The sequence below is a fragment of the Pseudomonas sp. AC242 genome (assembly GCF_979258655.1).
In genome coordinates this window covers 6200546-6213851 of the sequence record NZ_OZ409873.1, presented here as the reverse complement: position 1 = coordinate 6213851, position 13306 = coordinate 6200546, and the positions used below count along the sequence as shown (strand labels likewise).

The window sequence follows — 13306 nt, the reverse complement described above, 5'->3', positions numbered from 1 at the left end:
TGGAGTACTGCCTTTGAATGCGACGACCATCAACAGCCTGTTCTTGATCGGCGCGTTGCTGGTAGGCGCAAGCATTCTCGTCAGCTCCCTCTCCTCCCGTCTCGGCATCCCGATTCTGGTCATTATTCTTGCAGTCGGCATGGCCGCCGGGGTCGATGGCGGCGGGATCATTTTCGATAACTACCCGACGGCCTATCTGGTCGGCAACCTCGCACTGGCGGTGATCCTCCTCGACGGCGGTTTGCGCACGAGGGTGTCGAGTTTCCGCGTGGCGCTATGGCCGGCGTTATCGCTGGCCACGGTCGGGGTGTTGATTACCACTGGCCTGACCGGCATGGCAGCGGCATGGCTGTTCGACCTCAATCTGATTCAAGGCCTGCTGATCGGCGCCATCGTTGGCTCAACCGACGCCGCAGCGGTGTTCTCGTTGCTTGGTGGCAAAGGCCTGAACGAACGGGTGACGGCCAGCCTGGAAATCGAATCCGGCAGCAACGACCCGATGGCGGTGTTTCTCACCGTGACCTTGATCGACATGCTCGCCAGCGGCCAGACCGGCCTGCACTGGAGCCTGTTGACCCATCTGATCCGCGAGTTCGGCATCGGCGGCGTGATCGGTCTCGGTGGCGGCTGGCTGATGCTGCAACTGGTCAACCGGATCAATCTGGCCGCCGGCCTGTATCCGATTCTGGTGATCGCTGGCGGTCTGGTGGTGTTCGCCCTGACCAACGCCCTGCACGGCAGCGGCTTCCTCGCCGTTTATCTGTGCGGTCTGGTCATCGGCAACCGCCCGGTGCGCAGCCGCCACGGCATTCTGCATATGCTCGACGGCATGGCCTGGCTGGCGCAAATCGGCATGTTCCTGGTGCTCGGCCTGCTGGTGACGCCGCACGATTTGCTGCCGATCGCCCTGCCCGCTCTCGGTCTGGCGCTGTGGATGATTCTGTTTGCGCGGCCGCTGTCGGTGATGGTCGGCCTGCTACCGTTCAAGGCCTTCCACGGTCGCGAAAAAGCCTTTATTTCCTGGGTTGGCCTGCGCGGCGCGGTACCGATCATTCTCGCGGTGTTCCCGCTGATGGCCGGGCTGCCGAATGCGCAGCTGTACTTCAACCTCGCGTTCTTTATCGTGCTGGTGTCGCTGCTGGTGCAGGGCACGAGCCTGCCGTGGGTCGCCAAGCTGCTGAAAGTCACGGTACCGCCGGAGCCTGCGCCGATTTCCCGGGCGGCGCTGGAAGTCCACGTCACCAGCGAATGGGAGCTGTTCGTTTACAAGCTCGGTGCGGAGAAATGGTGCATCGGTTCGCCCCTGCGCGAACTGAAAATGCCCGAAGGCACACGTATCGCCGCCCTGTTTCGTGGCCAGCAACTGCTCCATCCGTCGGGTAGTACGGTGCTGGAAGTCGATGATTTACTGTGTGTTATCGGCCATGAACACAACCTCGGCGCCCTCGGAAAACTGTTCAGCCAAGCGCCGCAGCGCGGTCTCGATCTGCGCTTCTTCGGTGATTTCGTGCTTGAAGGAGACGCCCAGCTTAAAGCGGTTGCCGCACTCTATGGCCTGCCGGCCGAGGGTATTGATCCGGACATGACCCTGGGCGCCTTCATCGCCCACAAAGTCGGTGGCGCACCCATCGTCGGCGACCAGGTGGAGTGGAACAACACCCACTGGACGGTTGCGGTCATGGACGGGAACAAGATCGGCAAAGTGGGCGTCAGATTCCCCGAAGGAAGTCGCCCGGGCCCCGGGCTCTTCCTCTAAACTGCGTCCACTCTCACTTGCTTGACCGGTCTCTATGCCTACCCTGCGCTCCTTTTTCGCCGCGGCCCTGCTGGGCCTGAGTCTCACTGTCGGCCCGCTGTACGCCGCCGAACCACCGTCCAGCGACGCCGTGCAGGCCAGTCTCGACAAGCTGGCCGACAGCAAACTGCCAGATGCCGATAAAAAGGCCCTGCAAACCACCTTGCAGAGCACGCTGACTCAACTGAACAATCAGCGTGATTACGCACAAAAGCTGATCGACCTCAAACAGCAGCTAGCCACGGCGCCGAAGCAGACGATCGAAAACACTCGCGAACTGACGCGCCTAAAGGCCACGGCGGTCGTGCCGGTGGCACAGCGTTTTCCCAAGGAGTCGATCCAACAGCTGGAGCAGATCCTGACGGATCGCTCGACCCAGCAAAGCGATCTGCAAAAAGCGCTGGCCGACGCCAACAGTCTGATCATCACTGCCCAGACCCGTCCCGAGCGCGCCCAGGCGGAAATTTCCGCCAGCCAGACGCGCATCCAGCAGATCAACAACATCCTCAAGTCCGGCAAGGACGCCGGCAAGACCGTCAGCAGCGAGCAACGTGATCAGTTGAACGCGGAACTCGCAGCGCTGAACGCGCTGATCCCTTTACGCCGCCAGGAGCTGGCCGGCAACAGCCAGTTGCAGGATCTGGGCAACGCCCAGCATGACCTGCTCTCGGAGAAGTCCGACCGCCTCGACCGCGAGATCCAGGAACTGCAGACGCTGATCAATCAGAAACGTCTGGCGCAGTCGCAGGAAACCGTGACCCAGCAGTCGATCGAAGCGCAAAAGGCCGGCAGCAGCAGCTTGCTCGCCACTGAGAGCTCAGCCAACCTCAAGCTCTCCGACTATCTGCTCAAAAGCACCGACCGCCTCAACGAAGTCACCCAGCAGAACCTGCAGACCAAGCAGCAACTCGACTCCCTGACCCAGAGCGATGCGGCCCTCGATGAGCAGATCAACGTGCTCAAGGGCAGCCTGTTGCTGTCGAAGATTCTCTACAAACAGAAACAAGCCCTGCCACGACTCAAGGTCGATCGTGATCTGGCGGATCAGATCGCCGACATTCGCCTGTATCAGTTTGACGTCAGCCAGCAGCGTGAACTGTTGAGCAATCCGGCGTCCTATGTCGACAGCCTGCTGGCCACTCAGCCGCCGGAACAAGTCACCCCGCAGTTGCGCAAAAGCCTGCTGGATCTGGCCAACACCCGCGTCGATCTGCTGGAGCGCCTGAACCGCGAACTGAGCTCGATGCTCAACGAATCGATCACCCTGCAACTCAACCAGAAACAACTGCTGAGCACCGCGCAGAGCCTGCGTGCGACCCTCGATGAGCAAATGTTCTGGATTCCCAGCAACAAGCCTCTGGATCTGGAGTGGATGCGGGGTGTACCGGAGCGGTTGAAACGTCAGGTTGACACACTGCCGTGGGCCTCCAGCCTGAGCGAGCTGACCGACGGCCTGACCCAGCGACCACTGCTGTTTCTGCCTCTGGCATTGCTGATCGGCGCACTGCTGTGGCGCCGTAAAAGTCTCTACGGTCGCCTGAACAAGGTTCACCAGGACATCGGCCATTTCAAACGCGACAGCCAGTGGCACACACCGCAGGCCATTCTGATCAATATTCTGCTGGCGATGCCGGTGGCGCTGGGCCTCGCCTTGTGCGGACTGGCCTTGCAGATCGACGCGCGCGGCCAGAACGCCAACATGGGCGCAGCGCTCCTGCAGATGGGTCAGGCGTGGCTGGTGTTCTACACCGCCTATCGAATCCTTGCGCCCGGCGGTGTGGCCGAATTGCACTTTCGCTGGGAAAAACCCCAGGTCCAATTCCTTCAGGGCTGGGTACGCCGGCTCGGGCTGGTGGTCATGGCGCTGGTGGCCGTGGTGGCGGTCGCCGAATTGCAACCGGCGGCGCTCGCCGACGATGTACTCGGCATGCCAGTGGTGCTGACCTGCTACGCGTTGATGGCATGGCTGCTCAGTCGCTTGCTGATCAGCAGCCCGGCCCACGAAAACGCCTCGCTGTTCCGCAAAGCCGTCGGCGTGATGTTCACCCTGCTGCCGATCGCGCTTTTTGTCGCTGTATGTTTCGGCTACTACTACACCGCCCTGAAACTCAGTGACCGACTGATCAACACCCTGTACCTGCTGATGTTCTGGCTGGTGATCGAAGCCACCTTCGTCCGTGGCCTGAGCGTTGCAGCGCGGCGCCTGGCCTACCAGCGCGCCCTGGCTAAACGTCAGGCGGCGAAAGAAGCCGGCGACGGCGAAGCGGTGATCGAAGAGCCAACGCTGGATATCGAAAAGGTCAACGAACAGTCCTTGCGCCTGATCCGCCTGGCCCTGCTCGGCGGCTTCATCGCCGCGCTGTACTGGGTCTGGTCGGACCTGATCTCGGTGTTCTCGTACCTCGACAACATCACCCTCTACGAATACACCAGCGGCACCGGCGCTAACATGAGCATGGTGCCGATCAGCATCGGCGACATGCTTGGTGCGCTGATCATCATCGGCATCACCTTTGCTCTGGCGCGCAACTTGCCGGGCCTGCTCGAAGTGTTCGTGCTGTCCAAGCTCAATCTCGCGCAGGGCAGTGCTTATGCGACCACGACGCTGCTATCGTATGTGATTGCCGGCGTTGGCTTCGTCTCGACCCTGTCGACGCTGGGCGTGAGTTGGGACAAGTTGCAATGGCTGGTGGCGGCGCTGTCGGTCGGCCTCGGTTTCGGCATGCAGGAGATTTTTGCAAACTTCATCTCCGGCATCATGATCCTCTTCGAACGCCCGGTGCGGATCGGTGACACCATCACCATCGGCAACCTCTCAGGCACGGTAAGCAAGATCCGCATCCGCGCCACGACCATCACCGACTTCGACCGCAAGGACATCATTGTCCCGAACAAGACGTTCATCACCGGGCAATTGATCAACTGGTCGCTGACCGACACCATCACCCGCGTCACGCTGAAACTCGGCGTCGACTACGGCTCCGATCTCGATCTGGTCAAGGAACTGCTGCTCAAGGCTGCCCGCGAGAACCCGCGCGTGCTCAAGGAACCCGAGCCGCATGTGTACTTCCTCAACTTCGGTGAAAGCACCCTCGACCACGAGTTGCGCATGCACGTGCGCGACCTCGGTGACCGCAACCCGGTGCTCGATGAGGTCAACCGCTTTATCAACCGCGAGTTCAAGAAGCAGCACATCAACATCTCGTTCCGCCAGATGGAGGTTTATCTGAAGAACCTGCACGGACAGGAATACAAGATGGTGCCGATCGAGCCGGAAACGAAAACCATCGTGCCGATTGCCGACGATCAGAAACCGTTGCAAGAGCCGCCGCCGGCCAAACTCGACTAACCGGTCTAATCCCAGCAGAATGCTCGGACATTCTGCTGGAGCCGGCCCTTGAAAGCCCTCGACGAACTGACCTTCGACAATCGCTTCGCCCGCCTGGGCGATGCGTTCTCCGCCCACGTGCTGCCCGAGCCGATCGACAATCCGCGTCTGGTCGTGGCGAGCCCGGCGGCCCTGGCATTGCTCGATCTCGATCCGACGACCGCCGAAACCAACGAATTTGCCGAACTGTTTGGCGGCCACAAGCTATGGGCCGATGCCGAGCCGCGGGCGATGATCTATTCCGGGCATCAGTTCGGCGGTTACACGCCACAACTCGGCGATGGTCGCGGGCTGCTGCTCGGGGAGGTCTACAACACTGCCGGCGAGCATTGGGATTTGCACCTGAAGGGTGCCGGGCAGACGCCGTTTTCGCGCATGGGCGATGGCCGTGCGGTGCTGCGTTCGTCGATCCGCGAGTTCCTTGCCTCCGAAGCCTTGTTCGCGTTGAACATTCCTTCGTCGCGCGCGGCGTGCGTGATCGGTTCCGACACCCCGGTCTGGCGCGAAAAGCAGGAACGCGCAGCGATGGTCCTGCGTCTGGCGCCGAGCCACATCCGCTTCGGCCACTTCGAATACTTCTATTACACCAAGCGCCCCGAGCAGCAGAAGCAGCTCGGCGAACACGTGTTGGCGATGCACTTCCCCGAATGCCGGGAACAACCTGAACCGTATCTGGCGATGTTCCGCGAAATCGTCGAACGCAACGCCGAACTGATTGCCAAATGGCAGGCCTACGGTTTCTGCCACGGCGTGATGAACACCGACAACATGTCGATCCTCGGCATCACTTTCGACTTCGGCCCGTTCGCCTTCCTCGACGATTTCGACGCCAACTTCATCTGCAACCATTCGGATGATCAGGGGCGTTACTCGTTCAGCAATCAGGTGCCGGTCGGCCAGTGGAACCTAAGTGCATTGGCTCAAGCGTTGACGCCGTTCATCAGCGTCGAAGCCCTGCGTGAAACCCTCGGCTTGTACCTGCCATTGTTCCAGGCGCACTACCTCGACCTGATGCGCCGCCGCTTCGGATTCACCACCGCCGAGGAAGACGACCAGAAGTTGCTGGAAGACCTGCTGCAACTGATGCAGAACAGCGGCGTCGACTACACGCTGTTCTTCCGCCGACTCGGTGAAGAATCCGCCGAACAGGCCGTCGCCCGTTTGCGCGACGATTTCGTCGACATCAAGGGCTTTGATGCCTGGGGCGAACGCTACGTCGCCCGGGTTGCCCGCGATGGCGACGCCGATCAAGAGCAGCGCCGAGCGCGGATGCATGCAGTCAATCCGCTGTACATCCTGCGCAATTATCTGGCGCAAAAAGCCATCGATGCGGCTGAGCAGGGGGATTACTCAGAGGTACGCCGGCTGCACGCAGTGTTGAGCAAGCCGTTTGAGCAGCAGCCGGGGATGGAGGCTTATGCAGAGCGGCCGCCGGAGTGGGGCAAGCATTTGGAGATCAGTTGTTCTTCCTGAACCAACATCAGGTAAACACATCGATTGGCACATTGAAGCGCTCTGCCAACCAACGAATCTGGCGCAAGTTAAGCTTGCGCTTGCCGTTCAAAATCTCCGACACAACCGACTGAGTACCAACACCCGGCAAGTCGCTCTGAGTCAGGCCGTGTTCACGCATCGTGTAACCGAGAACCTCTTCGCCACTTGCCTGGGCCATGGGGTGATGGGTGTGATCCAATTCTTCGATCCAGTCACCGATGATGTCGACCAGGCTCATCAACGGGTGCGACTCATCATCGCCGGTAATTTCCAGCAGTTCGTCGACTGCCAATACCAAAGCATCGTAGTCGTCTTCGTTTTCTGGCCGATGCAGCGAGCGAGGAAACAAACCCGGGTTTTGGTCCGCGCCGGAATCAATCCAAACATTCTCAAATCCAACAGAGCTCCCGGCGAGAGAAAAAACCGTTTGGGCATTTAAGAATTTTAGATATTCAGAGCCCTTCAAAAGCTCCGAGAGTGGAAGGCGTTTAACTGTCTTGGCGGTCATAGGAATGGTATTTCGCTCAGGTCTGAACAAGATGACCGATTAGATAAAATACAGATAGTCAGCCTCCGCGCAGACGTGCGTAGGCCCTTTCCTCAACTGAGGAAGGTAATGACCTACAGATCAATTCCTTGATAATCGCGACTTTGCCTCCAGATCAGTCTCATAGACTTCCTGCCTGAGAGCCCATCATGTCCGAACCACTCCTCATCCCCTGCCCCTCCTGCAACGGCCTCAACCGCATCCCCGCCGAGCGCCTCGCGGATCAGCCAAAATGCGGCCGCTGCAAATCCGCCGTATTGCTGAGCAAGCCGTTCGAACTCAAGCAAGGCGATTACGCCAGCCAGATCAAGGGGGATCTGCCGCTGTTGGTGGATGTCTGGGCGCAGTGGTGTGGGCCGTGCAAGTCGTTTGCGCCGGTGTTCGAGCAGGCGGCGGCGCAGTTGGCGGGCAAGTGCCGCTTGGCCAAGCTTGATAGCGAGGCGAATCAGCAGTTGTCGGCGCAGTTGGGGATTCGTTCGATTCCGAGTTTGATTCTGTTCAAGAACGGGAAAGAGGTGGCGCGGCAGAGTGGCGCATTTCCGTTACCGCAGTTGATCGCGTGGCTGCGTAGTCAGGGTATCTGACACACCGTCAAACAATGTAGGAGTGAGCCTGCTCGCGATAGCGTCCTGTCAGCCAACACTTGAGTGACTGAAAGGAAGCTATCGCGAGCAGGCTCACTCCTACAGGGGATCTGCGTAGCTCAAGAGTGATCTTCGAGCAAATTGTGCAGTTCGACGAATTGCTGGGTCAGCTTGTGCCGGGGATCGAGGTGGATCAGCGGCATGCTGGCCTGGTGTGATTCGCGCATGCGCACCGAACTGGTCAGATACACCGGCAGTACCGGCAAACCTTCGGCAATCAGCTCATCGAGAATCTGCTGCGGCAGGCTGGCCCGGGCCTGAAACTGGTTGACCACGATGCCTTCGACTTCCAGACCTTCGTTGTGGTCGTCCTTCAACTCTTCGATTTCCGCGATCAGGCCGTACAGGGCCTGACGGGAGAAGCTGTCGCAATCAAAAGGAATCAACACGCGATCAGCGGCAATCAGCGCCGATACCGCGTAGAAATTCAGCGCTGGCGGCGTATCGAGGTAAATCCGGTCGTAATCCTCGGACAACTCGTCGAGCAACTTACGCAGCTTGTTGATCTTGTGCTTGGCCTCAAGCTTGGGCTGCAGGTCGGCCAATTCGGCAGTCGCGGTGATGATGTGCAGGTTGTCGAACGGGGTTTCGTAGATGTCCGCCTGATTCTTTTTCGAGAACGGGCCGGAAGACAGGGTCTGTTTGAAGAAGTCGGCAATACCCATCGGGATGTCGTCGCCGGTGAGCCCGGTCAGATACTGAGTGGAGTTGGCCTGGGCATCGAGATCGACCAACAGCGTGCGATAACCCTCGCTGGCGCTGACCGCCGCCAGATTGCAGGCAATGCTCGACTTGCCTACGCCACCTTTCTGATTGAACACCACGCGCCGCATGACCAAACCTCCGTGTATCAAAGAATGACCGAGTGTAGATGTGCGCGACGTTGCTTCGCTACCTTCATGGACGCGGACTACAGAGTCAGGAGCAAAAATCCACGGACAGCTAGGGTAAAAACCGCCATTGATCGCCGAGATACCCGACAGACAAGCCGCCGACAACCTGGATAATGGCCAAGTGACAGTTTTCTTGCGAACCATTCGGTACATTTCATTGCGCAAAATGTAACCAGCATTTGCTACACACTCCTCTCACCGGGATAATGCGCGCCACTCGGCGCCCAGCGCCACGTCAAGCCTGCCGCGGCTTGGGCGACTCAATGCGTCAACAAAAGCCCGCAGGGGCGGGATGAATGTCCGTGATCAACTTCAACATCGCCCAATGGCGCGCGTGGGCCCCAGGCCTCGACGGCGTGGACGCCTGGCAGGCCTGGAGCCGACAACCGGTCGTGCTCCAGCGCAGTGATGCCGCGCCCGATGTGTCGTTTTTGCCGGCCATGCAGCGCCGTCGCCTCAGCCGACTGGCACGCATGGCGTTCAGCGTTGGCTGGCCCCTCGCCGACGGACGGGAGAATCTGCCGCTGGTGTTTGTTTCGCGTCACGGCGAAACCCCGCGTACCTACGAGATCCTCAGCGATCTGGCCAACGAACAGCCGCTGTCACCGACGCAGTTCAGCCTGTCGGTGCACAACGCGATCATCGGCCTGTGGTCGATCATGCGCGGTGAAACCAGCGAAATGACCGCCCTCGCTGCTGCTGGCGACGGCCTTGAGCACGGCATGCTGGAAGCCGCTGCCCTGCTCAACGAAGGCGCTCCGGCAGTGCTGCTGGTGATCACCGAAGAACAACCGCCCGAAGCCTATTCGGCGTGGATCGATGATGTGCCGTTTCCCTACGCACTCGGTCTTTTGCTCACCCCCGGTACCGACTGGCGGCTGACCCTGAACAGCGCCACAGAAACACGGTCAAAAGCGCACTGGCCTCACGCGCTTAATCTGTTGCGCACCCTGCTCGGCCAGCAACCCCTTTGCCAACATGCCTGGAAAAATCGTGTATGGACCTGGCAACGCAACCCGTGACCGAAAAAAACCGCGATGCCTATTACTGGCGCCTGCTGGCCACCGCCGCAAGCTTTGCCCTGTTCGGGCTAGGCGGGCTGTGCCTGCGTGTGCTGGTGTTTCCGTTGTTGGGTTGCCTGCCCGGTGACGCCGTCTCGCATCGCCAACGCGCGAGGGAGACCGTCAGTCGGCTGTTCTGGTTCTTCGTGCGGTTCATGGCCCGCACCGGCGTGCTGACCTATGACATTCAGGGCGCCGAACGTCTCGGCCGACCCGGGCAGATGATCATTGCCAACCATCCTTCGCTGATCGACGTGGTGTTCCTGATCGGTCTGGTGCGCCAGGCCAATTGCGTGGTGAAGAAAAGCCTGTGGGAAAACCCTTTCACCCGTGGCCCGTTGCGCAGCACTGAATACATCAGCAACGACGGCAGCATGGACATGCTCGATGCGGCCGCCCAATCCTTGCAAAACGGCCAGACCCTGATCATTTTCCCGGAAGGCACGCGCACCCAGCCGGGGCAGGCGCCAGCCTTCCATCGGGGCGCTGCGGCAATTGCCCTGCGCGGTGCGAAAATCCTCACGCCGGTGGTCATCAAGGTCAGCCCGACCACACTGACCAAAGCCGAACCCTGGTATCGGATCCCCCGCCGCCGCGTGCACTTCAGTTTTCGCGTCGGGGCCGATATAGACCCACAGACTTTCGCCGCGCAGGGGCCCGCACCGCAAGCCTCGCGCAAGCTCAACGATTATTTGCACACCTATTTCATTAAGGAGCTTGCCGAAGATGAGCGATCTGCACCGTGACATCAAACTGCTGATCATCGATGCCCTCGGCCTCGAAGACATCAGCGTCGACGACATTGGCGACGAGCAGACGCTGTTCGGCGAAGGCCTCGGCCTGGATTCCGTCGACGCGCTGGAACTGGGCCTGGCCATCCAGAAGAAATACGGCATCAAGATCGACGCCGACGCCAAAGACACCCGTAACCATTTCACCAACGTGGCCAGCCTTGCGGCGTTCGTCACGGCAAAACAGGCAGCTTGAGACCGGACCATGCAAACTCGTGACGATATTTTCAACACCCTGCGCGATGCCTTGGTCGAGCTGTTCGAACTGGATCCTGCCCGTGTGAGCCTGGAGTCCAATCTGTATCAGGATCTGGAAATCGACAGCATCGACGCGGTCGATCTGATTGATCACATCAAGCGCCAGACCGGCAAGAAAATTGCCGCCGAAGAATTCAAATCGGTACGCACGGTCGGTGACGTGGTCGAGGCGGTCTACCGTCTGGTTCAACCGGCCGCATGAGCCGACTGATCGGCCTCGGCCTGCTGCTGGCCGGTCTGCTGTATCCCTTTGCGGTGTATTTCGGCATGGAGCATTTTGCTCCGTGGCAGTTCGGCCTGCTGTTGGGCAGTCTCTGGCTGGCACGGGCGCTGACCGGCGAGCGCAAGCCCGGCAGCCTGTGGATGGCTGGCGTGGCCATTGTGTTCTGCCTGCTGCTGGCGCTGTTCGACAGCCCGCTGTTGCTGCGCTGGTATCCGGTGCTGATCAGCGGTTTCATGCTGGTGCTGTTCAGCCTGAGCCTGAAATTCGGTCCGCCGATGGTCGAGCGTCTGGCGCGCTTGCGTGAGCCAGAGTTGCCGGACATTGCGATTCGCTATACGCGAAAGGTCACGGTGGCCTGGAGCGTGTTTTTCTTCTGCAACGGTTTGTGCGCCGCCCTCCTGACCCTGTGGGCGCCGCTGAATTGGTGGATGTTGTACACCGGCCTGATCTCCTATGGATTGATCGGCCTGATGTTTGCCATTGAATGGCTGATACGACAACGGGTAAGAGGCCGCACATGAATTGGATAAAACTTGAGCAGCTGTTGCTCAAGCCTGTGCCGGCGCGGGCCATCAGCCACGCACCGGCCCTCGATCACGCGCACCTGTGCGAACAGGCGCTGAGCATTGCCGCCGGTCTGCAAGCGCAGGGCGTGAAGCGCCTGGCTGTGCATCTTGAGGACGCCGCCGAACTGGCCATCGCTTTGCTGGGCGCATGGCGTGCCGGCGTCAGTGTGCTGCTGCCCTCGGACCTGCAAGCGCAAACCCGCCAGCGTTGGTCCGCTGACGTCGATCTGTGGCTGACGGATCATGCCGATGACGCGCAACTGAGCGACTTTAATCAGCCGCCATTGCCCGGCGCCGAACTGGATCTCGACCGGTGCCGTCTGAGCCTGTGCACGTCCGGCTCCAGCGGCGAGCCCAAGCGCATCGACAAGACCCTGTGCCAACTGGCCAACGAAGTTGAAGCACTGGAGCAACTGTGGGGCACGGACCTCGGTGAGGCCTGCATCATCGGCAGCGTCGCCACCCAACACATCTACGGTTTGCTGTTTCGCGTGCTGTGGCCGCTGTGCGCCGGGCGCGCTTTTGTGCGACAGCAACTGGCCTTCCCGGAAGATATGCAGCGCGCCAGCCGCGAATACCCGGCCTTCGCCTGGGTCGCCAGCCCGGCGCTGCTCAAACGCATGGGCGACAACCTCGACTGGCCAGCCCTGAGCGCCGTGCGCCGGGTGTTTTCCTCCGGTGGGGCGTTGCCGCTTGAGGCCGCGCAGAGTCTGCAACAGCGCTTGCAGCAGTGGCCGACGGAAATTCTCGGCAGCTCGGAAACCGGCGGCATTGCCTGGCGTCAGGGTGAACAACTGTGGCAACCGTTCGCCGGTGTCGAACTGAGCCAGGATAACGACGGCGCTCTACTGATCGCTTCACCTTACCTGCCTGCCGGACACGTCGAGCACACCGCTGATGCAGCGCGCATCGCCGCCGATGGTCGTTTCGAACTGTTGGGGCGGTTGGACCGGATCGTCAAACTCGAAGAAAAACGCATTTCTCTGCCCATGCTCGAACAAGCGCTGGTGACCCATGACTGGGTCGCCGAAGCACGTCTCGGCGTGGTGCAGGAAAATCGCGCCTCCCTCGGTGCACTGCTGGTGCTTAGCGAGGCCGGCCTGTTTGCCTTGCGGGAACACGGCCGCCGCAACCTGACCGAAACCCTGCGCCAGCATTTGCGCCAACACTGCGAAGCGCTGGCTTTGCCGCGACGCTGGCGGCTGGTGCGGCAATTGCCGTTGAACAGCCAAGGCAAGCTGCCGCAGGTCGATATCGAAGCGCTGTTGATGGCGCCGCGACCGAAAGCGCCCGAGGTGCTGGAACAAGTCGAAAGCGCTGGCGAGTGGAGCCTGCAACTGAGCGTGCCACCGGACCTTGCCTACTTCAGCGGCCACTTCCCCAAGGCGCCGGTATTGCCCGGCGTGGTGCAGGTGGAATGGGCGTTGAACCTGGGTCGCCAATTGCTCAACCTGACCGGCCCGTTTGCCGGTATGGAAGTGCTGAAATTCCAGCAATTGGTGCGGCCCGGAGATGAAATTCAGCTGCATCTGCGGTTTGATCTGGAGCGCGGCAAGTTGTATTTCGCTTATCGCAATGACACGGCGACCTGCTCCAGTGGGCGGATCCTTTTGGGTGCAGAGCATGGTTGACCTTGGTGAGTGCTG

12 protein-coding genes are annotated in these 13306 nt (G+C 60.4%); 10 read left to right on the top strand and 2 right to left on the bottom strand.

Going from position 1 to position 13306, the window contains the following annotated elements; genetic code table 11:
* Positions 1–13: 13 nt before the first annotated feature.
* The 3 genes from ACZZ0A_RS28020 to selO are packed head-to-tail and all read left to right on the top strand — an operon-like array spanning position 14 to position 6656.
* Entirely contained in the window at positions 14–1756 is a 1743-nt protein-coding gene (locus tag ACZZ0A_RS28020; RefSeq protein WP_007909521.1) for a potassium/proton antiporter, read from the top strand.
* A gap of 34 nt (positions 1757–1790) precedes the next feature.
* Positions 1791–5144: a mechanosensitive channel MscK gene (gene mscK, locus ACZZ0A_RS28015; protein WP_463544008.1), complete on the top strand. Its 3354-nt coding sequence runs from the start codon at positions 1791–1793 to the stop codon at positions 5142–5144.
* 48 nt (positions 5145–5192) lie between these two features.
* A complete protein-coding gene (selO, locus tag ACZZ0A_RS28010) occupies positions 5193–6656 on the top strand; it encodes a protein adenylyltransferase SelO (RefSeq protein ID WP_463544007.1) in 1464 nt (487 codons plus the stop codon).
* A gap of 7 nt (positions 6657–6663) precedes the next feature.
* Here the strand turns inward: selO and ACZZ0A_RS28005 are convergent, their stop codons facing one another.
* Complete coding sequence (locus ACZZ0A_RS28005) at positions 6664–7056, bottom strand: helix-turn-helix domain-containing protein (RefSeq protein WP_463544120.1); 393 nt, start codon at positions 7054–7056, stop codon at positions 6664–6666.
* Between the two features lie 317 nt (positions 7057–7373).
* Between ACZZ0A_RS28005 and trxC the strand changes: the two genes are divergently transcribed.
* Positions 7374–7808 (top strand): thioredoxin TrxC, encoded by a 435-nt coding sequence (trxC, locus tag ACZZ0A_RS28000; protein WP_123375571.1) that lies wholly within the window; start codon positions 7374–7376, stop codon positions 7806–7808.
* A gap of 119 nt (positions 7809–7927) precedes the next feature.
* On the opposite strand, the gene ACZZ0A_RS27995 is transcribed toward trxC, so the two are convergent.
* Positions 7928–8701 (bottom strand): ParA family protein, encoded by a 774-nt coding sequence (locus ACZZ0A_RS27995; protein ID WP_007909511.1) that lies wholly within the window; start codon positions 8699–8701, stop codon positions 7928–7930.
* Between the two features lie 356 nt (positions 8702–9057).
* On the opposite strand from ACZZ0A_RS27995, the gene ACZZ0A_RS27990 reads away from it, so the two are divergent.
* Genes ACZZ0A_RS27990 through ACZZ0A_RS27965 form a run of 6 tightly spaced genes read left to right on the top strand, consistent with a single transcriptional unit; the run spans position 9058 to position 13291 of the window.
* Positions 9058–9783 (top strand): beta-ketoacyl synthase chain length factor, encoded by a 726-nt coding sequence (locus tag ACZZ0A_RS27990; RefSeq protein ID WP_007909510.1) that lies wholly within the window; start codon positions 9058–9060, stop codon positions 9781–9783.
* Positions 9759–10568, top strand: coding sequence for a lysophospholipid acyltransferase family protein (locus ACZZ0A_RS27985; protein WP_007909508.1), 810 nt, complete (start codon positions 9759–9761; stop codon positions 10566–10568). Before ACZZ0A_RS27990 ends, ACZZ0A_RS27985 begins: the two co-directional genes overlap by 25 nt.
* Entirely contained in the window at positions 10549–10809 is a 261-nt protein-coding gene (locus ACZZ0A_RS27980) for a phosphopantetheine-binding protein (protein ID WP_007909506.1), read from the top strand. The genes ACZZ0A_RS27985 and ACZZ0A_RS27980 overlap by 20 nt, the downstream gene beginning before the upstream one ends.
* A gap of 9 nt (positions 10810–10818) precedes the next feature.
* Entirely contained in the window at positions 10819–11073 is a 255-nt protein-coding gene (locus ACZZ0A_RS27975) for an acyl carrier protein (RefSeq protein WP_007909503.1), read from the top strand.
* A complete protein-coding gene (locus ACZZ0A_RS27970; protein ID WP_007909501.1) occupies positions 11070–11615 on the top strand; it encodes a COG4648 family protein in 546 nt (181 codons plus the stop codon). The genes ACZZ0A_RS27975 and ACZZ0A_RS27970 overlap by 4 nt, the downstream gene beginning before the upstream one ends.
* Positions 11612–13291 (top strand): acyl-CoA synthetase family protein, encoded by a 1680-nt coding sequence (locus ACZZ0A_RS27965; RefSeq protein WP_007909499.1) that lies wholly within the window; start codon positions 11612–11614, stop codon positions 13289–13291. The genes ACZZ0A_RS27970 and ACZZ0A_RS27965 overlap by 4 nt, the downstream gene beginning before the upstream one ends.
* Positions 13292–13306: the final 15 nt, after the last annotated feature.